The organism is Streptomyces sp. NPDC040610 (assembly GCF_055594065.1).
Genome location: NZ_JBVIXA010000015.1, coordinates 45,789 through 66,299 on the forward strand (window position 1 = coordinate 45,789; position 20,511 = coordinate 66,299).

The following is a 20,511-nucleotide window of genomic DNA, read 5'->3' on the forward strand; positions in this document are numbered from 1 at the left end:
GCCCCGAGCGCATGAAGAGCACAGCAGCCGCATCCGCACCGGCCACCGCCCGCCCCGCCGAGACGGCGAAAGCCGCCGCCCCGCCAAGGCGCCGTATCCGCCGTCAACTCGTCACCAGCCCCTGGCTGTTCGCCGCGCCCGGCCTCGCCGTCGTCGGCGTCTTCATCCTCTATCCGTTCGTCAGCACCGTCATCAACTCCTTCACGGACAAACGGCAGTTGGTCGAGGGCAAGTACGTCGGGCTCGCGAACTTCCGCGAGCTGCTGCACGACGACATGTTCTGGATCGGCCTGCGCAACAGCACGCTGTACGTCCTGGTGGTGGTGCCCGCACTCGTCGTCCTGCCGCTGCTGCTCGCGCTGCTCGTGCAGAAGCAGATCCCCGGCATCACGTTCTTCCGGTCGGCCTTCTACACGCCGGTGGTCGCCTCCATCGTCGTGGTCGGCCTGATCTGGGTGTGGATGCTCGACGAACGCGGCCTGGTGAACGCCGTCCTGGAGGCGGTGGGCGCGGGCAAGGTCGGCTTCCTCAGCGACCAGTGGCTGCTGCTGTTCTCCGCCATGGCCGTCACGGTCTGGAAGGGCCTCGGCTACTACATGATCATTTATCTCGCGGCGCTCGCCAACGTGCCCCGTGAACTGCACGAGGCCGCCGCAGTGGACGGGGCCGGGCCGGTGCGCCGCTTCATCTCCGTCACCATCCCGGCCGTCCGCTCCACCATGGTCCTGGTCGCCGCGCTGTCCTCCGTCGCCGCCTTCAAGGTCTTCTCCGAGGTGTATCTGATGGCGGGACCGACCGGCGGACCCGCGGGCGAGGACACCACCCTCGTCATGCTGGTCCAGCGCACCGGCACCGGCCTCACCGGCCGCGTCGGCTACGCCTCCGCGATCTCCGTGGTCATTTTCGTCGTCACCGTCGCGCTGATGCTGCTCGTGCTGCGCGCGGACCGGAAGGAGGACAGGTGATGTCCACGCCGACGACCACCACCGAGGACACCTCCGCGCCCCGGAAGGACCCGGCCGGGTCTCCGCCCCGTGCGCGCGGGCGCCGTCGTCGGGTCACCGACGAGAACGGGCGCCGGATGCCCCTGTGGGAGCTGGCCCTGCGCTACACCCTGCTGCTCGTCATGCTCGCCCTGATGATCGGGCCGTTCCTGTGGCAGCTCTCCACCTCCCTCAAGGGCCCGCACGAGAACATCTTCAGCTCCCCGCCGAGCTTCCTGCCCTCCGACCCGACCCTGCACAACTACGAACGCGTCGCCGACACCATCCCCGTCTGGGACTACGCCCTCAACTCCCTGAAGGTCGCCGCCGCGAACGTCTTCACCAACTGCGTGGGCGCCGCCCTCGCCGGCTACGCCCTGGCCCGGCTGCGCTACCGCGGCCGCAAGGCCGCCACGCTCGTGTTCATCCTCGCCATGCTGGTGCCCGTCGAGGGCATCATCATCGCCCAGTTCACGACCATGCGGGACCTCGACCTCAACAACACCCTCATCGGCGTGCTGCTGCCCGGGTGCATCTCTGCACTCAACGTCCTCCTGATGCGCAACGCCTTCCTCAACCTGCCCTACGAGGTGGAGGAAGCCGCGTTCGTCGACGGGGCGAACGTGTGGCAGCGGTTCTTCCGCATCGCCCTGCCCGCCGTGAAGGGCACCCTTGCCGTCGTCGCCATCTTCGCCTTCATGGGCGCCTGGGACGACTTCCTGTGGCCCCTCATCGTGCTCAGCGACCCCGACAAGTTCACGCTCACCATCGGCCTCAACTACCTCCACGGCACCTTCGCCAACGACGAACGCCTCGTCGCCGCGGGCACCGTGATCGCCGTGCTGCCGCTGATCGTGCTCTTCGCCTGCCTCCAGCGGTACTTCTTCCGCGGCGTCGGCGAGGGAGCGGTCAAGGGCTGAGGCCCCGCGGCACCCCGCACCCGTTCCAGAACCAGCGTTCAAAGAACCAGGATCCGCATGACGTCTGACGACCAGCGCGGCGCGGCCCCCGCCGCACCGCCCCGCTTCGGCGCCAACTACACCCCCAGCCAGGGCTGGTTCCACCACTGGCTGGACTTCGACCTCGACGCCGTACGCCGTGACCTCGACGCCGTCGCCGCCCTCGGGCTCGACCACGTCCGGGTCTTCCCGATCTGGCCGTACTTCCAGCCCAACCGCACCCTGATCCGGCCCCGCGCCGTCGAGCAGCTCGTCGCCCTCGCCGACGCCGCCGCCGAGCGGGGGCTCGACGTGAACGTCGACGGGCTCCAGGGGCATCTGTCGAGCTTCGACTTCCTGCCCGCGTGGACGCAGACCTGGCACCGGCGCAACCTCTTCACCGACCCGGACGTGATCTCCGGCCAGCGCGACTATCTGCGCACCCTCGCCGCCGCGCTCGCCGACCGGCCCAACTTCATCGGCATGACCATCGGCAACGAGATCAACCAGTTCGCCGCCGGGCCGCACCCCGACCCCGACCGCATCACCCCCGAACAGGCCGACGCCTGGCTCACCGAGGTCCTCGCCGCCTGCGAGGAGGGCGCCCCCGGGCGGCTGCACCTGCACGCCGAGTACGACGCCGCCTGGTACCAGGACGACCAGCCCTTCACGCCCGCCCAGGCCGCCCGGCTCGGTGCCGTCACCGCCGTCCACTCCTGGGTCTTCAACGGCACCGCCCAGCGGCACGGGCGTGACGGCGTCGCCACCGGGCAGCACGCCGCCTACATGATCGAGCTCTCCAAGGCCTGGGCCCTGGAGCCCGGTCGGCCCGTCTGGCTCCAGGAGGTCGGCGCGCCCGCCCCCCTCATTCCCGCCGCGGACGCTGCCGCCTTCACCGAGGCCACCGTCGCCGCTGCGCTCGACTGCGCGGACGTGTGGGGGGTCACGTGGTGGTGCTCCCACGACGTCTCCCGCTCCCTCGCCGACTTCCCCGAACTCGAGTACAGCCTCGGGCTTCTCACCAACGACGGGCGCGTGAAGCCCGCGGGGGAGTCCCTCGCCCGGCTCGCCAAGGAGTGGCGCGACGGGCGTCCGGCGCCCGCGCCCCGGACGACCGCGCTCGTCGTCGACGTCGGCCCCGACTTCTCGCGCCGGTCCGTCTGTGCGCCCGGCGGCGCCGTCTTCGAGGCCTTCGCCCGGCTCGTCGCGGACGGGGTCCGGCCCGCGTTCGTCCTCGCGGACCGCGCGGAGGACGGCCCGCACCTCGCTGCCCGGGGCATCCGGGAGGTGGTGCGCCCACCCGAAGTCCTGGGCTGAGGCGGCCCTGCCGGGGGCTCCCCAACCCCACCCCTTCCCGGCTGTGTCGATTTGCGGCTCCGCCGCGTGGGGGCTCCGCCCCCGGTTTCGGAGAAGGGGCGGGACCGGGGCGCCCCCGCGAGGACCCACCCGCACCGCACCACCCACCTCCCCCCGAACACGGAGACCCCTCATGCATGACGACCGCACCCTGGTCGAGGGCCGCCTCAAGCGCGTCCTCGACGAGCGCATCCGCCCCGCCGTCTACCCCCACTCCGTCCCCCTGGACGTAGCCGTCTGGAACGCCCCGGGCGAACCGGTCCCCGTGGCCGAAGGCCTGGCCGCCACCCCGGAGCCGACCGCGGTGGGCGCCCGCTGGGGCGCCCCGTGGGGCACCAGCTGGTTCCGGGTGACGGGCACGGTCCCGCCGGAGTGGGCGGGCAAGACCGTCGAGGCGATCCTCGACCTCGGCTTCGACGAGAACATGCCGGGCTTCCAGTGCGAGGGCCTGGTGTACCGCCCGGACGGCACCCCGGTGAAGGGCCTCAACCCCCGCAACCAGTGGGTGCGGATAGCGGCCCCCGCGGCGGGCGGGGAAGAGGTGCGCCTGCACATCGAGGCGGCGTCGAACCCGGTGATCCTCGACTACCACCCCTTCCTGCCGATGCAGCTGGGCGACAAGGAGACGGCGGGCAGCGAGCCGCAGTACCGCCTGGAGCGCATGGACCTCGCGGTGTTCGACGAGACGGTGTGGCAGCTGGTCGTCGACCTGGAGGTCCTGGGCGAGCTGATGCAGGAGCTGCCGCAGGACTCCGGCCGCCGCCACGAGATCCTGCGGGCCGTCGACCGCGCCCTGGACGCGGTCGACCTCCAGGACGTGAACGGCTCGGCGCCCGCGGCCCGAGCCGCGCTGGAGGGCGTGCTCGCCGCCCCCGCGCACGACTCGGCGCACCGCATCAGCGCGGTCGGGCACGCGCACATCGACTCCGCCTGGCTGTGGCCGCTGCGGGAGACGGTGCGCAAGGTGGCGCGGACGACGTCGAACATGACGGCGCTCCTGGAGGACGAGCCGGACTTCGTGTTCGCCATGTCGCAGGCGCAGCAGTGGGCCTGGATCAAGGAGCACCGCCCCGAGGTATGGGCGAAGGTGAAGAAGGCCGTCGCCGACGGCCGCTTCGTGCCCACGGGCGGCATGTGGGTGGAGTCGGACACGAACATGCCGGGCTCGGAGGCGATGGCCCGTCAGTTCGTGCACGGCAAGCGGTTCTTCCTGGACGAGTTCGGCGTCGAGAACGACGAGGCATGGCTGCCGGACACCTTCGGCTTCGCGGCGGGCCTGCCGCAGATCATCAAGGCGGCGGGCGCCAAGTGGCTGCTCACGCAGAAGATCTCGTGGTCGCAGACCAACAAGTTCCCGCACCACACCTTCCAGTGGGAGGGCATCGACGGCACCCGGATCTTCACGCACTTCCCGCCCGTGGACACGTACAACTGCTCCATGAAGGGCAGCGAGATCGCCCACGCGGCCAAGAACTTCAAGGACAAGGGCGTCGCCCGGCACTCGCTCGCGCCGACCGGCTGGGGCGACGGCGGCGGCGGCACGACCCGCGAGATGATCGCGAAGGCGGGGCGGCTGCGGAACCTGGAGGGCTCGGCCACCGTTCAGTGGGAGACCCCGGCGGCGTTCTTCGAGAAGGCCGAGGCGGAGTACCCGAACGCGCCGGTCTGGGTGGGCGAGCTGTACCTGGAGCTGCACCGCGCCACGCTCACCAGCCAGGCGGGCACCAAGCAGGGCAACCGCCGTAGCGAGCACCTGCTCCGGGAGGCGGAGCTGTGGGCGGCCACGGCCGCGGTCCGGGCCGGATCCCCGTACCCGTACGAGGAGTTGGACCGGATCTGGAAGACGGTGCTGCTGCACCAGTTCCACGACATCCTGCCCGGCTCGTCGATCGCCTGGGTGCACCGCGAGGCCCGTGCGACCTACGCGGCGGTCGCGGCCGACCTGAACGGCATCATCGCCGCGGCCCAGCGCGCCCTCGCCGGTGACGGCACCAGCACGCTGGTGTTCAACTCCGCGCCGCACACCCGCGACGGGGTCCCCGCGGGCGGCGCCGCCCTGCCCGTGGCCGCGGGCCAGTCCGCCATCGCCGCCCGCGCGGACGGCGGCTATGTCCTCGACAACGGTCTGCTGCGCGTCGAGATCGACGGGCGGGGCCTGGTGGTGTCCGCGTACGACATCGAGGCGGGGCGCGAGACCGTCGCCCCCGGGCACGCCGCGAACCTGCCGCAGCTGCACGCCGACTTCCCGAACATGTGGGACGCCTGGGACGTCGACGAGTTCTACCGGCACTCCGTCACCGACCTGACGGACGCCGAGGAGGTCGTGCCCGGCGACGGCGCCTCGGTGCGGGTCGTGCGCGCCTTCGGCTCCTCGCGCATGACGCAGGTCCTGACCCTCGCGCCCGGCGAGCGGCGCCTCGACATCGACACCGAGGTCGACTGGCACGAGACGGAGAAGTTCCTCAAGCTGGCCTTCCCGCTCGACGTGCACGCCGAGCGGTACTCCTCGGAGACCCAGTTCGGGCACTTCTACCGGCCCACCCACACCAACACCAGCTGGGAGGCCGCCAAGTTCGAGGCCTGCAACCACCGCTTCGTGCACGTCGACGAGCCGGGCTGGGGCGTCGCCCTCGTCAACGACTCGACGTACGGCCACGACGTCACCCGCGACGTACGCGACAGCGACGCCGGTACGACCACGACGGTGCGGGTGTCGCTGCTGCGGGCCCCGCGCTTCCCCGACCCCGAGACCGACCAGGGCGTGCACCGCTTCCGGCACGCGCTCGCACCCGGCGCGACCATCGGCGACGCGGTGCGCGAGGGCTACCGGATCAACCTGCCCGGGCGGACCCTCACCGGCGGCGCGCCCGTCGCTCCGCTGGTCGCCGTCGACAACGACGCCGTCGTGGTCACCGCGGTCAAGCTCGCCGACGACGGCAGCGGCGACGTGGTCGTCCGCTTCCACGAGTCCCGGGGCGGGCGGGCCAGGGCCACGCTGGCCGTGGGCTTCCCCGCGGGCTCGGTCGCCGTGACGGACCTGCTGGAGCGGCCGCTGGCCGAGGCGGCCGCTCCGGAGCTGGCGGACGGCGAAGTGGCCGTGTCGCTGCGGGCGTTCGAGCTGGTCACGCTGAGGTTCTCGCGCGCCTGAGCGGGTCAGGCGCCCACGTAGGCCGCGAGGTGCTCGCCGGTCAGCGTGGCGCGGGCGGCGACGAGGTCGGCGGGCGTGCCCTCGAAGACGACCTCGCCGCCGTCGTGGCCCGCGCCCGGGCCCAGGTCGATGATCCAGTCGGCGTGCGCCATCACCGCCTGGTGGTGCTCGACCACGATGACGGACCTGCCGGAGTCGACCAGGCGGTCGAGCAGGCCGAGCAGCTGCTCGACGTCGGCGAGGTGGAGTCCGGCGGTCGGCTCGTCGAGTACGTAGACGAGCCGGTCGCCGCCCTTCTCGGCCATGTGGGAAGCCAGCTTCAGGCGCTGCCGCTCGCCGCCCGACAGGGTGGTGAGCGGCTGGCCGAGGGTGAGGTAGCCGAGCCCGACGTCGGCGAGTCGGCCGAGGATCTTGTGCGCGGCGGGGGTGTGCGCCTCGCCGGAGCCGAAGAACTCCTCGGCCTCGGTGACGGACATGGCGAGCACCTCGCTGATGTCCCGGCCGCCGAGGTGGTAGTCGAGCACCGAGGCCTGGTACCGCTTGCCCTCGCACTCCTCGCAGGGCGTGGCGACCCCGGCCATCATGCCCAGGTCGGTGTAGACGACGCCCGCGCCGTTGCAGGTGGGGCAGGCGCCCTCGGAGTTGGCGCTGAACAGCGCCGGCTTCACGCCGTTGGCCTTCGCGTACGCCTTGCGGATCGGGTCGAGCAGACCGGTGTACGTCGCCGGGTTGCTCCGCCGCGAGCCGCGGATCGGGGTCTGGTCGATCGACACCACGTCGGCACCGGCCGGGATCGAGCCGTGCACGAGGGAGCTCTTGCCGGAGCCCGCGACGCCGGTGACGGCGACGAGCACCCCGAGAGGCACGTCGACGTCGACGTTCCGCAGGTTGTGCGCGCTCGCGCCGCGGATCTCCAGGGTGCCGGTGGGCGCGCGCACCGTGTCCTTGACGGCGGCCCGGTCGTCGAAGTGGCGGCCGGTGACGGTGTCGCTCGCCCGCAGCCCCGCGACGGTGCCCTCGAAGCAGACCGCGCCGCCGCCCGTGCCGGCGCCGGGGCCGAGGTCGACGACATGGTCGGCGATGGCGATGACCTCGGGCTTGTGCTCCACGACGAGCACCGTGTTGCCCTTGTTCCGCAGCCGGAGCAGCAGTTCGTTCATCCGCTGGATGTCGTGGGGGTGCAGGCCGATGGTGGGCTCGTCGAAGACGTAGGTGACGTCGGTGAGCGAGGAGCCGAGGTGGCGGATCATCTTGACGCGCTGCGCCTCGCCGCCGGAGAGCGTGCCCGCCGCCCGGTCCAGCGAGAGATAGCCGAGGCCCAGCTCCACGAACGAGTCCAGCGTCCCCTGGAGCGCGGTGAGCAGCGGCGCGACCGACGGCTCCTTGAGACCGCGGACCCACGCGGCCAGGTCCCTGATCTCCATCTGGCAGGCGTCGGCGATGCTGACGCGCTTGATCTTCGAGGACCTGGCGCCCTCGCTGAGCCGTGTCCCGTCGCACTCGGGGCAGGTGGTGAAGGTGACCGCCCGCTCCACGAACGCGCGGATGTGCGGCTGCATCGCTTCCTTGTCCTTGGACAGGAACGACTTCTGGATCTTGGGGATCAGGCCTTCGTAGGTGAGGTTGACGCCGTTGACCTTCACCTTGACCGGCTCGTGGTAGAGGAAGTCCCGCATCTCCTTCTTGGTGAACCGGCGGATCGGCTTGTCCGGGTCGAGGAAGCCCGACTGGGAGTAGAGCCCCACCGTCCACACGTTGTCCGACTTCCAGCCGGGGATGGTGAACGCGCCCTCGGCGATCGACTTGGAGTCGTCGTAGAGCTGGGTGAGGTCGATGTCGGAGACCGCGCCCCGGCCCTCGCAGCGCGTGCACATCCCGCCGACGCGGTTGAAGGTCGCCTTCACGGTCTTCGTCCGGTCCGCGCCGCGCTCGACGGTGATCCCGCCGCTCGCCCGGACCGACGCGGTGTTGAAGGAGTACGCGCTGGGCGGGCCGATGTGCGGCTTGCCGAGGCGGCTGAAGAGGATGCGCAGCATCGCGTTGGCGTCGGTCGCGGTGCCGACCGTGGAGCGCGGGTCGGACCCCATGCGCTGCTGGTCGACGGTGATGACGGTGGTGAGCCCGTCGAGCACGTCGACCTCGGGCCGCGCGAGGGTCGGCATGAAGCCCTGCACGAAGGCGCTGTACGTCTCGTTGATCAGCCGCTGCGACTCCGCGGCGATGGTGCCGAACACCAGCGAGCTCTTGCCCGAACCCGAGACGCCGGTGAACACCGTCAGCCTGCGCTTGGGGATCTCGATGGTCACGTCTTTGAGGTTGTTCACGCGCGCGCCGTGCACACGGATCAGATCGTGGCTGTCGGCTTCGTGCGGCGCGGGCGACCGCCGGTCCGTCCTGGTGGCCATGGTGCTCACGTCTCCATCTGTCGCGCGGCGGTGCCGTCGGGGATCACGGTGGGGTCGGGGAGGTGTCGGCGGGGGACTGGTGGCTCCTGCTCACCGCTCGCCGGGGGAGGGCTGGCTGAAGCGGAGCATGTTGCCGGCGGGGTCGCGGAAGGCGCAGTCGCGGACGCCGTACGGCTGGTCCATGGGCTCCTGGAGGACCTCGCCGCCCGCCGAGCTGATCCGCTCGAAGGCGGCGTCGACGTCGTCGGTCCGGAAGATCACGCCGCGCAGCAGGCCCTTCGCGAGGAGTTCCGCCATGGCCTGCCGGTCGGCGGAGGAGGCGTTGGGGTCCGCGAGCGGCGGCTCGAGGACCAGCTCCACGTCCGGCTGCGCCGGTGAGCCGACGGTCACCCAGCGCATGCCCTCGAACGCGACGTCGTTGCGTACTTCCAGACCGAGCGCGTCCCGGTAGAAGGCGAGCGCCTTGTCGTGGTCGTCGACGGCGATGAAGGCCTGCGAGAGCGTGATGTCCATGCCGTTCACGCTACGGGCGGGGGCTGCGGTTCGCTTCTCGATTCCTGATCGGTCCGGGGCCGGTCGGCCTTGGGCTGGTCGGCCTTGGGCTGGTCGGTCTCGGGCTGGTCGGCCCTGGCCTGGCCGTTCCTGATCGGCCGGGTGTGGATCTTGGCGATGCAGGCGGGCACGGCGGCGCCCTCGTCATGGGGGCGGGCCCGGTACGCGGACGGGCTCTCGCCGACCAGCTCCGTGAACCGGGAGCTGAACGACCCCAGCGACGTACAGCCCACCTCGAAGCAGACGTCCGTCACCGACAGGTCGCCCCGCCGCAGCAGGGCCTTGGCGCGCTCGATCCGGCGCGTCATCAGATAGCTGTACGGCGTCTCGCCGAAGGCGGCGCGGAAGCTGCGGGAGAAGTGGCCGGGCGACATCAGCGCGAAGCGCGCCAGCTCCGGCACGTCGAGCGGCTGCGCGTACTCGCGGTCCATCCGGTCACGGGCCCGGCGCAGCCGGACGAGGTCCTCCAGGTTCACGCGCCCACCATCCCACAGCGGCGCGCTTCTGCCCCCGGTCACGCCCGCCTCATCCGCCCCGCCTGCCCCCCGGTCCCGCCCCGCCCCCGGTCCGGGCCCAGCCCGCCTCCCCGGGATCCCCCGCCCCTGCTTCCCCTGCCTCTCCTGCCTCCAGATGCACCCGCAGCCACTCCTCGACCTCTCCCACATGAGCCGCCGCCGCGGCCCGCGCGGCCTCCGGGTCCCGGGCGACCAGGGCCCGGTGGATGCGGGCGTGCTCCCTGCGGGTCCGCTCGAAGGCGCCCTCCTCCTGGTAGCCGCGCCACACCCGGGCCCGGAACGTGCGCGAGGAGAGGCCTTCGAGGATCGCGGCCATCGTGTCGTTGCCCGCGGCGTGCGCGATGGCCCGGTGGAAGGCGAGGTCGTGGGAGAGGATCTCCTCGGGGTCGTCGGTGGCGTTCATGGCCGCGAGGTGCTTCTCCACGTCGGCCAGCTGGTCGGGGGAGATGCGCGCGGCGGCGAGTGCGGTCGCCGTGGACTCCAGGACCCGGCGCACTTCGAGCAGCTCCACCAGGCGCGGGCCGCGGGACAGATCGGCGACGACGCCGAAGGTCTCCAGGAGGTCACCGGCCTCCAGCTGGGTCACGTAGATGCCCGAGCCGTGCCGTGCCTCCAGGACGCCGAGCACCGTCAGGGCCCGGATCGCCTCCCGCATGGAGCTGCGCGAGATCCCCAACTGGGCGGCCAGATCCCGTTCCGTGGGCAGCCGCTGCCCCGGTTCGAGCAGGCCTTCGCCGATCATTGTCTTGATCTGCTCGATGGCCCGCTGCGTCACGGTGCCCTTCTGCGCGGGTGCCGCGGCGCCCTGTTGGGCGGGCGCGGTGCCCTGGCGCACGGGTGGGGCGCTCTGGGCGCTCTGGTCCACGGACCGCTCCTTCACTTGCCGGGTGCCGCGCAGTTTAGCCACAGATGTGGTCGGACCACTATGGCCGAAAACCCGGGAAACTTGCCGCGTAGGGGTGTTGTGGCCACCAAGTGGTCTGATAAATATTCGCCCACGGTCACTCGACCGACTCTCAGTCCCGTGATGAGTCCCCCCTTGATTCGCTCGATGAGGAGCCGTCAGATGGTCGGCAGTACAGTGCGGAACAGCCCCCGGAGGAAGCGGCGCGCCCAGGGTGTCCGCGTGGGAGCCGCGGCGGCCTGCGCCGCGCTCGCGCTCACCGCCTGCGGCAGTACGAAGGACACCGGGAAATCCGGTGGCGGGGACGGCGGCGAGGGCAAGGTCGGGGTGATCCTGCCGCTGCTGACCTCGCCGTTCTGGCAGTCGTACAACGACTATGTGCCGAAGATGGCGAAGTCCGAGGACGTCGACGCGCTCAAGACCGTCAACTCCAACAGCGACCCCTCGCAGCAGATCACCGACATCAACAACCAGCTCAACCAGGGCGTCAAGGGCCTGGTCGTGGCCCCGCTCGACAGCGCCGCCATATCCGCCGGCCTCGACCAGGCGGAGCGCAAGGGCGTGCCCGTGGTCGCCGTCGACGTGGCGCCCGAGAAGGGCAAGGTCGCGATGGTGGTGCGCGCGAACAACGTCGCGTACGGCCAGAAGGCCTGTGACTACCTGGGCAAGCAGGTCAAGAGCGGGAAGGTCGTCCAGATCATGGGCGACCTGGCCTCCGTCAACGGACGTGAGCGCTCCAAGGCCTTCCGGGACTGCGTCAAGGACAAGTACCCGAAGCTGAAGGTCCTGGAGATCCCCGCCAAGTGGGAGTCGGACACCGCAGCGTCCAAGCTGGACACCCTCCTGAACTCCAACTCCGACATCAAGGGCATCTACATGCAGGCGGGCGGCGTCTATCTCGCGCCCACCCTCCAGACCCTGAAGTCCAAGGGGATGCTGAAGAAGGCGGGTGCCAAGGGGCACATCACGATCGTGTCGAACGACGGCATCCCGCAGGAGTTCGACGCGATCCGCAAGGGCCAGATCGACGCGACCGTCTCGCAGCCCGCCGACGCGTACGCGAAGTACGGCATGTACTACATCAAGGCCGCGATGAACGGAAAGAAGTTCAAGCCCGGCCCCACCGACCACGACTCCACCATCGTGAAGCTGCCCAACGGCATCCTGGAGGACCAGCTGCCCGCGCCGCTCGTCACCAAGGAGAACGTCGACGACGCCAAGCTCTGGGGCAACTCGGTCAAATGACGACGTCAGCGAACCGGCCGGTCGCCGGGCACGGGGGCGTCCCCCTCGTCGAGGCGACCGGCATAGCCAAGCGGTACGGACCCACCGTGGCCCTCCAGGACGGCCGCCTCACCGTCAGGGCCGGCGAGTCCCACGCCCTCGTCGGCCGCAACGGCGCGGGCAAGTCCACCCTCGTCACCATCCTCACCGGCCTCCAGGCACCGGACGCCGGCACCGTCCTGTTCGACGGCGAGAGCGCGCCGCCGCTCGCCGACCGCGACGCCTGGCGCCGCAAGGTCGCCTGCGTGTACCAGCGGCCCACCGTCGTACCGGAACTGTCGGTCGCCGAGAACCTGTTCATCAACCGCCAGCCCCAGGGCCGCGGCGGACTCATCAGCTGGCGTCGCCTCAAGGCCGAGGCCGCGGAGGTCCTGCACACCTGGGACGTCCACGTCGACCCCGACGCCCGCACCGCCGACCTCAAGGTCGAGGACCGCCAAATGGTGGAGATCGCCCGGGCGCTCAGCTTCGGCGCGCGCTTCATCGTCCTCGACGAGCCCACCGCGCAGCTCGACAACCGCGAGATCGAGCGCCTCTTCACCCGCATGCGGGCGCTCCAGGAATCCGGCGTGACGTTCCTGTTCATCTCGCACCACCTGCAAGAGGTGTACGAGGTGTGCCAGACCGTCACCGTCCTGCGCGACGCCCGCTGGATCACCACCGCCCCCGTCGCCGAACTCCCGCGCGCCGCCCTCGTGGAGGCCATGGCGGGCGAGGCCATCACGGAGAGCAAGGACCGCTCCCGGCCCGAGGTCCCCGCCGAGGCCCCCGTCCTGCTCGACGTGCGCGGGCTCACCAGCACCTCGTACGAGAACGTCGATCTCACCGTGCGCAAGGGCGAGGTCGTCGGCCTCGCCGGGTCCAGCGGCAGCGGCAAGATCAACCTCGCGGAGTCCTTCGCGGGCCTGCACACCCCGACCGCGGGCACCGCCCTCCTGGACGGCGCACCCCTGCCGTTCGGCGACGTGCCCGCCGCGCTGCGGGCCGGAGTCGGCTGTGTACCGCGCGACCGGCACGACGAGGGCCTCGTGTACGGCATGTCCATCGGCGACAACGCCACCATGAGCGTCCTCGGCAGCCTCGGCCGGTACGGCTTCGTTGGCCCCGACCGCAAGCGCGCCTTCGCGGGCGGGCTCATCCAACGGCTCGACATCCACGCCGAAGGGCCCGACCAGCCCGTGTCCGACCTCTCCGGAGGCAACGCGCAGAAGGTCGTCATGGCCCGGGCCCTCGCCTCCGACCCCCGGCTGCTCGTCCTCATCAACCCCACCGCGGGCGTCGACGTGAAGTCCAAGGAGTCCCTCCTCGCCCGCGTCGACCACGCCCGCGACGACGGCACCGCCGTGCTCGTCGTCTCCGACGAACTCGACGACCTGCGCCGCTGCGACCGGGTCCTGGTCCTCTTCCACGGCCGCGTCGTCGCCGAGCATCAGGCGGGCTGGCACGACCACGAGCTCATCGCATCAGTAGAAGGCGTGGGCCACACGGGCCCCGTCAGGGGCAGGGGGACCGGCGCGCCGAGCCCCGTAAGGGGCGCGGGGAACGGCGCGACCAGCCCCCACCGTCCCGCAGCCGAATCACAAGGAGACCACCATGGCTGACATCAAGGCCCCCTCGGCTGAGAGGACAGCCACCCCCGTCGCCGGGGCCCGCCCCAAGCCCCCCCGCTCAGCGAAGAGCATCGTCCTGCACAGGGCCAGGGAACTCGCCCTCGTCCCCGCGCTGCTGCTGCTCATGGTGTTCGGCGCCTTCGTCAACGACTCGTTCCTCACCGAGCGCAACCTCATCTCCATCCTCGGCGCGTCCGCGGCCCTCGCGATGGTCGTGCTCGCCGAGTCCCTGGTGCTGATCACCGGCAAGTTCGACCTGTCCCTGGAGTCGGTCGTCGGCATCGCGCCCGCCATCGGTGCGCTGCTCGTGCTGCCCGCCGCCCAGGCCGGGTTCGGCACCGACCTGCCCACGGCCGTAGGACTGATCGCGATCGTCCTGGTGGGCGCGGTGATCGGTGCCTTCAACGGTGTGCTCGTCGTCAAGCTGAAGCTCAACGCGTTCATCGTCACGCTCGCCATGCTGATCGTGCTGCGCGGCGTTCTCGTCGGCGCCACCGAGGGCAAGACGCTGTTCGGCATGCCCGAGCCGTTCTTCACGCTGGCCACCTCCACGTTCCTGACCGTGCCGCTCTCCGTGTGGATCGCGGCGGCCGCCTTCGGCATCGCGGGCCTCGTGCTCAAGTACCACCGGGTGGGCCGCGCCCTGTACGCCATCGGCGGCAACCCGGAGGCCGCGCGGGCCGCGGGCATCCGGGTCGACCGGGTCATGCTCGGGGTGTTCGTGGTCGCGGGCGGCCTCGCCGCGGTCGGCGGTCTGATGCAGACCGGCTATGTCGGCGCGATCAACGCCAACCAGGGCACCAACATGATCTTCACGGTGTTCGCGGCCGCGGTCATCGGCGGCATCAGCCTCGACGGTGGCAAGGGCACCATGTTCGGCGCGCTGACCGGCGTCCTGCTGCTCGGCGTCGTACAGAACCTGCTCACGCTCGCCCAGGTGCCGTCCTTCTGGATCCAGGCCATCTACGGCGGCATCATCCTGGTCGCCCTGATGATCGCCCGCGTCACCACGGGCCGCGCCCAGGACTGAGGTCCGCGCCCGCCTGGCTCCCCGTTCCTTTCCGGAAAGGCCTCCTGTGTCCCCAACTCCCGGCCGCGTCACGGCGGTCGACACCTACGACATCCGCTTCCCGACCTCACGGGAACTGGACGGGTCCGACGCGATGAACCCGGACCCGGACTACTCGGCCGCCTATGTGGTGCTGCGCACCGACGCCGAGGACGGACTCGAAGGACACGGCTTCACCTTCACCATCGGGCGCGGCAACGACGTGCAGGTCGCCGCGATCGACGCCCTGCGCCACCACGTCGTCGGCCGGTCGGTCGACGAGCTCTGCGGGGACCCGGGCACGCTCAACCGCGACCTGATCGGCGACAGCCAACTGCGCTGGCTCGGACCCGAGAAGGGCGTGATGCACATGGCGGTCGGCGCCGTCGTCAACGCCGTCTGGGACCTGGCCGCCAAACGCGCCCGCACCCCGCTGTGGAAGCTCCTCGCCGACGCGGACCCCGAGTGGCTGGTCTCCCAGGTCGACTTCCGCTACATCGCCGACGCGCTCACGCCCGAGCAGGCCCTCGCGCTCCTCCGGGACGGCCGCACGGGCGCGGCCGGCCGCGAGGTCCAGCTGCGGGACCGCGGCTTCCCCGGCTACACCACCTCACCGGGCTGGCTCGGCTACAGCGACGACAAGCTCACCCGGCTCGCCCGCCAGGCCGTCGCCGACGGCTTCACCCAGATCAAGCTGAAGGTCGGCGCGGACCTCGACGACGACATCCGCCGCTGCCGCACCGCCCGCGCGGCCATCGGTCCCGACATCCGCATGGCCATCGACGCCAACCAGCGCTGGGACCTCGACGAGGCCGTGCGCTGGACCCGCGCCCTCGCCGAGTTCGACCCGTACTGGGTGGAGGAGCCCACCAGCCCCGACGACGTCCTCGCGCACGCGGCCATCCGCAAGGCCGTCGCCCCCGTGAAGGTCGCCACCGGCGAACACGTGCAGAACCGCATCGTGTTCAAACAGCTCCTCCAGGCGGGCGCCATCGACGTCCTCCAGCTCGACGCGGCCCGCGTCGGCGGCGTCAACGAGAACCTCGCGATCCTGCTGCTCGCCGCCCGCTTCGGGGTGCCGGTGTGCCCGCACGCGGGCGGCGTCGGCCTGTGCGAACTGGTCCAGCACCTGTCGATGTTCGACTTCGTCGCGCTGTCCGGCACCACGGAGAACCGCGTCATCGAGTACGTCGACCACCTCCACGAACACTTCGTGGACCCCGTCGTGATCCACGACGGCCACTACACGGCGCCCGTCGCGCCCGGCTTCTCGGCGACCATGCGCCCCGAGTCCCTCGCGGAGTTCACCTACCCCGGCGGCACGTTCTGGGCCGCCGACCTCGCGCGCCAGGCCGAGCTCGCGGGCACGACGGCGACCGCGGCACCGGCAGCGCAGACGGCGAAGAAGACGGCCGAGCGGAAGACGGCCCAGAAGGGGGCAGCGGCATGACGGACTTCACCGGCCTCAGGGCTCTGGTCACCGGCGGCGCGTCCGGCATCGGCCGGGCCACGGCGGAACTCCTCGCCGCCCGGGGCGCCCGGGTGGCGGTGCTCGACCTCGACCCGAGCGGCGTGGAGAAACCGCTGCTCGGATACGCCGCCGACGTCACCGACGACACGGCGGTGCGGGCCGCCGTCGCGGCGGCCGTGGCCGACCTCGGGGGACTCGACGTCCTGGTCAACAACGCGGGCATCGGCGCCCAGGGCACGATCGAGGACAACGACGACGCGCAGTGGCACACCGTCCTCGACGTGAACGTGCTCGGCATCGTCCGCACCACCCGGGCCGCGCTTCCCCACCTGAGGTCCTCCGCGCACGCCGCGATCGTCAACACCTGCTCCATCGCCGCGACCGCGGGCCTGCCGCAGCGCGCCCTGTACTCCGCGTCCAAGGGCGCCGTACTCTCGCTCACGCTCGCCATGGCAGCCGACCACGTACGCGAAGGAGTGCGCGTGAACTGCGTCAATCCCGGCACCGTGGACACCCCGTGGGTCGGCCGCCTCCTCGACGCCGCCCCCGACCCGGCGGCCGAGCGCGTCGCCCTCGCGGCCCGCCAGCCCACCGGGCGTCTGGTCGGCGCCGACGAGGTCGCCGGGGCCATCGCCCATCTGGCGAGCCCGCTGTCCGGCGCGACCACCGGCACCGCGCTCGCCGTCGACGGCGGGATGCAGGGCCTGCGGCTGCGGCCGGTGGGCCAGTGAGCGGCATAGGTGGGGCCGGTGCGACCGGTGGGACGGGCGGCATAGGAGAGCGGCCCCTCGGCCGCAGTCACGTCCGCGTCAGCGAGCTGTCGTTCGGCGGCGCGGGCATCGGCAACCTCTACTCGCCCGTCGGCGACGACGACGCCGCCTTCGCGATCGGCTCCGCCTGGGACGCGGGCATGCGCTACTTCGACACCGCCCCGCACTACGGCCTCGGCCTGTCCGAACGCAGGCTCGGCGCGGCCCTGCGCGGGCGCCCCCGGGACGCGTACACCCTCTCCACGAAGGTGGGGCGGATCCTGGAGCCGGTCACCGGCGCGGTGTCCGGCGACGACCTGGCCGACGGCGGCTTCGCCGTGCCCGCCGCGCACCGGCGGCGGTGGGACTTCAGCGCGGACGGCGTGCGCCGCTCGATCGAGTCCAGCCTGGCGCGGCTCGGGCTCGACCGGGTCGACATCGTCTTCCTGCACGACCCGGACGACCACGGCGAGCAGGCCTTCCGCGAGGGCTACCCGGCCCTGGAACGGCTGCGCTCCGAAGGCGTCGTGGGCGCCATCGGCGCGGGCATGAACCAGGCCGAGATGCTGACCCGCTTCGTCCGCGACACCGACGTCGACGCCGTGCTGTGCGCGGGCCGCTACACCCTCCTCGACCACCGGGCGCTCGCCGAGCTGCTGCCCGCCGCGAGCGCGCGCGGCGCGTCGGTCGTCATCGGCGGCGTCTTCAACTCCGGCCTCCTCGCCGACCCGAAGGAGGGCGCGCGCTTCGACTACACCGAGGCGCCCGGTGAACTCCTCGACCGTGCCCGGTCGTTGCAGTCCCTCGCCGTCCGCCACGGCACCACCCTGCGGGCCGCCGCGCTCGCCTTCCCCTTCGGTCACCCGGCGGTGGCGAGCGTCCTCGTCGGCATCCACGCGCCCGGCCAAGTGGCCGACGCCGCCGAACAGTTCGCGGCCGACGTGCCCACCGACTTCTGGAAGGAGGCCCGGGCGGAGGGCCTGCTGCCGCCCGAGGTGCCCGTGCCCGGAGAGGGCCTCCCCGGAGAGGTTGACGCCCGATGAGAGTCGCCCTGCACACCAAGGTCCGCGCCGACCGCGTCGAGGAGTACGACGCCGCGCACCGCGAGGTCCCCGCCGAGCTGACCACCGCGATCCGCGCCGCCGGTGCCACGTCCTGGACGATCTGGCGCAGCGGCACCGATCTGTTCCACGTCCTGGAGTGCGCGGACTACGCCCGCCTCATCGCCGAGCTGGAGAAGCTGCCCGTGAACGTGGCCTGGCAGGCGCGCATGGCGGAGCTGCTCGACGTGGTCCACGACTACTCCGGCGACGGCGCGGACGCGGGCCTGCCCGTCGTATGGGAACTGCCGTGACGCCGACGGTCGTCGACGCCCACCACCACGTGTGGGACCTCGCCGTGCGCGACCAGGACTGGATCACCGGGCCCGCGCTGGCCCCGATCCGGCGGACCTTCACCGTCGACGACCTCGCGCCGCACGCGCGCGCCGCGGGAGTCGCCGCCACCGTCCTCGTGCAGACCGTCACCGTGGCCGAGGAGACCCCGGAGTTCCTGGCCCTCGCGGCGGGCAACGACCTGATCGCCGGGGTCGTCGGCTGGACCGACCTGACCCGCCCCGACGTCGTCGACACCCTGGCCGCCCTCGCCGAACTGCCGGGCGGCACACACCTGGTGGGCATCCGCCACCAGGTGCAGTCCGACCCCGACCCCCAGTGGCTGCTGCGCGCGGACGCGCGCCGCGGCCTTGCCGCCGTGGCCGACGCGGGGCTCGTGTACGACCTCGTGGTGCGCCCCGAACAGCTCCCGATGTGCGTCGAGGCGGCCGCACGCCTGCCGCACCTCACGTTCGTGCTCGACCACCTGGGCAAGCCGCCCATCGCGTCCGGCGCCCTCGAACCCTGGGCGAGGTCCCTGCGCGCCCTCGCGTCCCTGCCGAACACCGTGGCCAAGCTGTCCGGCCTCGTGACGGAGGCCGACTGGGCGACCTGGACGCCCTCGGACCTGCGCCCGTACACGGACACCGCCCTGGAGGCGTTCGGCCCCGACCGGCTGATGTTCGGCTCGGACTGGCCGGTGTCCGGCCTCGCGGCCTCGTACGACCAAGTCGTCGACGCGGCACGGGCGTTGACGGACGGGTTGAGCGCCGCCGAGCGGGCGGAGGTCTTCGCGGGGACGGCGCGGCGGGTCTACGGGCTGCCGGGCTAAAGGTGGGACCTTCCTGACCGGTGAGGCCTGCTGGACTGACCCCGCTGGACTCTGGACTGACCCCGCTGGACTAACGAGGATGTTCGCCGCCGAGGGCCTCGGGGTCGCGCAGGCCGACGCAGTCGAAGGCCCAGAAGGCCTCTGAGTAGACGAAGGTGCCCGTCATCCACGGCTCGTGAGCGGACAGCCGGACGACCTGGAACGCGGCTTCAGGGATCCGCAGCGACGGCGAACGGAAGCCCACGGCGCCGGCACCCTCGAAGCCGCGCGTGCCGTAGTAGTGCGGTGAGCCCTCCAGGAACACCAACGGCACACCCTGGCTGTCGGCCGCCGCGAGGGCGTGGGCGATGAGCCGCGTGCCGATGCCCTGACCCTGGAACTCCGGGACCACGCCCAGCGGTGACAGGGACAGGACGTCCACGATCCGGCGCGGAGCGTCCAGCCGCGTCGCGCTCAGCAGGACATGCCCGACGACCCGGGCGTCAACGGTGGCGACGAAGGACATCGGCGTCAACGCGGCCTCCGCGACGCGAAGTGCCTCCACGAGCCCGGGCACCCGCTCGCCGTCACCGAAGGCGCGCGTATGGACCTCGCGCACGTCCCGGTGATCGTCCACGGTCTCCTGCCGGATCACCAGCCCGGCACCACCGGGAGCGATCCGGGAGCCTTCAAGCGCGTCGTGTGAGGTCATGGCCGCGAGGGTAGATCGCGGGGCGGTCCTGCGCGAGGCAATTACGTACCAGGCCGTAAGGGGACTGACGGAGGTGGTGGTGCGCTCGCCCACGAGTGCGCTCCGCCCCGGCCCGGTCCCGGCGGACCCGATTCGGCGTAGACGAAGGCCGCCTTACTCCTGTCACCCAAAGCAGTATGAAGCGGACCAACCCGGACCGGTTGACCGGCATCGCCCCAAGCCGTACGTTCGCGTCCTTGGCGCGGTCTACGGGGGAACGCGCCCCATCGCGGCTATCCAGGGGGACGCGATGCACTGGTACGTGGACGTACTCAAGAAGTACGCCGTCTTCAACGGGCGCGCGCGCCGCGCCGAATACTGGATGTTCACGCTCGTCAGCCTCATCGTCAGCCTGGTGCTCTTCGGCATCGACATGGCGCTCGGCATCTCGCCGGTCCTCGAAGTCCTCTACAGCGTGGCGGTGCTGCTTCCCGGCATCGCGGTCGGCGTCCGCCGCCTGCACGACACGGGCCGTCAGGGCTGGTGGCTGCTGCTTTTCCTGGTCCCGGTGATCGGCCTGATCATCCTGATCGTCATGCTCGCCAAGGACAGCGTGCCGCCCAACCAGTACGGGCCGAACCCCAAGGAGGCCTCGGCGGCACCGGCCTGGTGA

At 71.7% G+C, this 20,511-nt stretch carries 17 protein-coding genes and 1 pseudogene; 13 read left to right on the forward strand and 5 right to left on the reverse strand.

The annotated features are described in order from the left end of the window. The first annotated feature begins 11 nt into the window (after positions 1–11). The 4 genes from ACZ6AA_RS34945 to ACZ6AA_RS34960 all read left to right on the forward strand — a co-directional run bounded on the left by ACZ6AA_RS34945 (position 12) and on the right by ACZ6AA_RS34960 (position 6,425). A complete protein-coding gene (locus tag ACZ6AA_RS34945) occupies positions 12–965 on the forward strand; it encodes a carbohydrate ABC transporter permease (RefSeq protein WP_468460789.1) in 954 nt (317 codons plus the stop codon). After that, a complete protein-coding gene (locus ACZ6AA_RS34950) occupies positions 965–1,903 on the forward strand; it encodes a carbohydrate ABC transporter permease (protein WP_468460787.1) in 939 nt (312 codons plus the stop codon). Before ACZ6AA_RS34945 ends, ACZ6AA_RS34950 begins: the two co-directional genes overlap by 1 nt. A gap of 57 nt (positions 1,904–1,960) precedes the next feature. Beyond that, complete coding sequence (locus ACZ6AA_RS34955) at positions 1,961–3,238, forward strand: glycoside hydrolase 5 family protein (protein ID WP_468483313.1); 1,278 nt, start codon at positions 1,961–1,963, stop codon at positions 3,236–3,238. A gap of 172 nt (positions 3,239–3,410) precedes the next feature. Next, positions 3,411–6,425 carry a glycoside hydrolase family 38 N-terminal domain-containing protein gene (locus ACZ6AA_RS34960; RefSeq protein WP_471462472.1) on the forward strand — a complete coding sequence of 1,005 codons (3,015 nt, stop codon included), beginning with the start codon at positions 3,411–3,413 and terminating at the stop codon, positions 6,423–6,425. 5 nt (positions 6,426–6,430) lie between these two features. On the opposite strand, the gene ACZ6AA_RS34965 is transcribed toward ACZ6AA_RS34960, so the two are convergent. The 4 genes and pseudogenes from ACZ6AA_RS34965 to ACZ6AA_RS34980 all read right to left on the reverse strand — a co-directional run. Continuing rightward, entirely contained in the window at positions 6,431–8,830 is a 2,400-nt protein-coding gene (locus ACZ6AA_RS34965; protein ID WP_471462474.1) for an excinuclease ABC subunit UvrA, read from the reverse strand. 90 nt (positions 8,831–8,920) lie between these two features. After that, on the reverse strand, positions 8,921–9,343 hold the full coding sequence (locus ACZ6AA_RS34970; RefSeq protein WP_468460780.1) for a VOC family protein: 423 nt from the start codon (positions 9,341–9,343) through the stop codon (positions 8,921–8,923). Positions 9,344–9,348: 5 nt separating this feature from the next. After that, positions 9,349–9,858, reverse strand: coding sequence for a helix-turn-helix transcriptional regulator (locus ACZ6AA_RS34975; protein WP_471462476.1), 510 nt, complete (start codon positions 9,856–9,858; stop codon positions 9,349–9,351). 145 nt (positions 9,859–10,003) lie between these two features. Next, positions 10,004–10,732 (reverse strand): annotated as a pseudogene (locus ACZ6AA_RS34980) (FadR/GntR family transcriptional regulator); the annotation flags it as partial. Positions 10,733–10,963: 231 nt separating this feature from the next. Here ACZ6AA_RS34980 and ACZ6AA_RS34985 point away from each other — a divergent pair. The 8 genes from ACZ6AA_RS34985 to ACZ6AA_RS35020 are packed head-to-tail and all read left to right on the forward strand — an operon-like array spanning position 10,964 to position 19,168. Beyond that, positions 10,964–12,046 carry a sugar ABC transporter substrate-binding protein gene (locus ACZ6AA_RS34985; protein ID WP_468460776.1) on the forward strand — a complete coding sequence of 361 codons (1,083 nt, stop codon included), beginning with the start codon at positions 10,964–10,966 and terminating at the stop codon, positions 12,044–12,046. After that, positions 12,043–13,686 carry a sugar ABC transporter ATP-binding protein gene (locus tag ACZ6AA_RS34990; protein ID WP_471462478.1) on the forward strand — a complete coding sequence of 548 codons (1,644 nt, stop codon included), beginning with the start codon at positions 12,043–12,045 and terminating at the stop codon, positions 13,684–13,686. Before ACZ6AA_RS34985 ends, ACZ6AA_RS34990 begins: the two co-directional genes overlap by 4 nt. Beyond that, entirely contained in the window at positions 13,679–14,725 is a 1,047-nt protein-coding gene (locus tag ACZ6AA_RS34995) for an ABC transporter permease (RefSeq protein ID WP_468460772.1), read from the forward strand. The genes ACZ6AA_RS34990 and ACZ6AA_RS34995 overlap by 8 nt, the downstream gene beginning before the upstream one ends. A 46-nt stretch (positions 14,726–14,771) precedes the next feature. Then, positions 14,772–16,193, forward strand: a complete 1,422-nt coding sequence (locus ACZ6AA_RS35000; protein WP_471462480.1) for an L-fuconate dehydratase — start codon at positions 14,772–14,774, stop codon at positions 16,191–16,193. After that, positions 16,190–16,945: an SDR family NAD(P)-dependent oxidoreductase gene (locus ACZ6AA_RS35005; RefSeq protein ID WP_471462482.1), complete on the forward strand. Its 756-nt coding sequence runs from the start codon at positions 16,190–16,192 to the stop codon at positions 16,943–16,945. The genes ACZ6AA_RS35000 and ACZ6AA_RS35005 overlap by 4 nt, the downstream gene beginning before the upstream one ends. Further along, a complete protein-coding gene (locus ACZ6AA_RS35010) occupies positions 16,942–18,006 on the forward strand; it encodes an aldo/keto reductase (protein ID WP_468483319.1) in 1,065 nt (354 codons plus the stop codon). The genes ACZ6AA_RS35005 and ACZ6AA_RS35010 overlap by 4 nt, the downstream gene beginning before the upstream one ends. Continuing rightward, the gene (locus ACZ6AA_RS35015; RefSeq protein WP_468460766.1) at positions 18,003–18,317 is read left to right on the forward strand and encodes an L-rhamnose mutarotase; all 315 of its coding nucleotides are present in this window, start codon (positions 18,003–18,005) and stop codon (positions 18,315–18,317) included. The genes ACZ6AA_RS35010 and ACZ6AA_RS35015 overlap by 4 nt, the downstream gene beginning before the upstream one ends. Next, on the forward strand, positions 18,302–19,168 hold the full coding sequence (locus ACZ6AA_RS35020) for an amidohydrolase family protein (protein ID WP_471462485.1): 867 nt from the start codon (positions 18,302–18,304) through the stop codon (positions 19,166–19,168). The genes ACZ6AA_RS35015 and ACZ6AA_RS35020 overlap by 16 nt, the downstream gene beginning before the upstream one ends. Before the next feature lie 70 nt (positions 19,169–19,238). Here the strand turns inward: ACZ6AA_RS35020 and ACZ6AA_RS35025 are convergent, their stop codons facing one another. Further along, positions 19,239–19,802: a GNAT family N-acetyltransferase gene (locus tag ACZ6AA_RS35025; RefSeq protein WP_471462594.1), complete on the reverse strand. Its 564-nt coding sequence runs from the start codon at positions 19,800–19,802 to the stop codon at positions 19,239–19,241. A 346-nt stretch (positions 19,803–20,148) separates the two neighbouring features. On the opposite strand from ACZ6AA_RS35025, the gene ACZ6AA_RS35030 reads away from it, so the two are divergent. After that, positions 20,149–20,511, forward strand: a complete 363-nt coding sequence (locus ACZ6AA_RS35030) for a DUF805 domain-containing protein (protein WP_468460762.1) — start codon at positions 20,149–20,151, stop codon at positions 20,509–20,511.

What these genes read in the sequence shown, in the direction of transcription:
- ACZ6AA_RS35030 (WP_468460762.1), top strand. Translation starts at nt 20,149, where the DNA reads ATGCACTGGTACGTGGACGTACTCAAGAAGTACGCCGTCTTCAACGGG.
- ACZ6AA_RS34960 (WP_471462472.1), top strand. Translation starts at nt 3,411, where the DNA reads ATGCATGACGACCGCACCCTGGTCGAGGGCCGCCTCAAGCGCGTCCTC.
- ACZ6AA_RS34995 (WP_468460772.1), top strand. Translation starts at nt 13,679, where the DNA reads ATGGCTGACATCAAGGCCCCCTCGGCTGAGAGGACAGCCACCCCCGTC.
- ACZ6AA_RS34970 (WP_468460780.1), bottom strand. Translation starts at nt 9,343, where the DNA reads ATGGACATCACGCTCTCGCAGGCCTTCATCGCCGTCGACGACCACGAC.
- ACZ6AA_RS34990 (WP_471462478.1), top strand. Translation starts at nt 12,043, where the DNA reads ATGACGACGTCAGCGAACCGGCCGGTCGCCGGGCACGGGGGCGTCCCC.
- ACZ6AA_RS34965 (WP_471462474.1), bottom strand. Translation starts at nt 8,830, where the DNA reads ATGGCCACCAGGACGGACCGGCGGTCGCCCGCGCCGCACGAAGCCGAC.
- ACZ6AA_RS34955 (WP_468483313.1), top strand. Translation starts at nt 1,961, where the DNA reads ATGACGTCTGACGACCAGCGCGGCGCGGCCCCCGCCGCACCGCCCCGC.
- ACZ6AA_RS35015 (WP_468460766.1), top strand. Translation starts at nt 18,003, where the DNA reads ATGAGAGTCGCCCTGCACACCAAGGTCCGCGCCGACCGCGTCGAGGAG.
- ACZ6AA_RS35005 (WP_471462482.1), top strand. Translation starts at nt 16,190, where the DNA reads ATGACGGACTTCACCGGCCTCAGGGCTCTGGTCACCGGCGGCGCGTCC.
- ACZ6AA_RS34945 (WP_468460789.1), top strand. Translation starts at nt 12, where the DNA reads ATGAAGAGCACAGCAGCCGCATCCGCACCGGCCACCGCCCGCCCCGCC.
- ACZ6AA_RS34950 (WP_468460787.1), top strand. Translation starts at nt 965, where the DNA reads ATGTCCACGCCGACGACCACCACCGAGGACACCTCCGCGCCCCGGAAG.
- ACZ6AA_RS34985 (WP_468460776.1), top strand. Translation starts at nt 10,964, where the DNA reads ATGGTCGGCAGTACAGTGCGGAACAGCCCCCGGAGGAAGCGGCGCGCC.
- ACZ6AA_RS35020 (WP_471462485.1), top strand. Translation starts at nt 18,302, where the DNA reads ATGGGAACTGCCGTGACGCCGACGGTCGTCGACGCCCACCACCACGTG.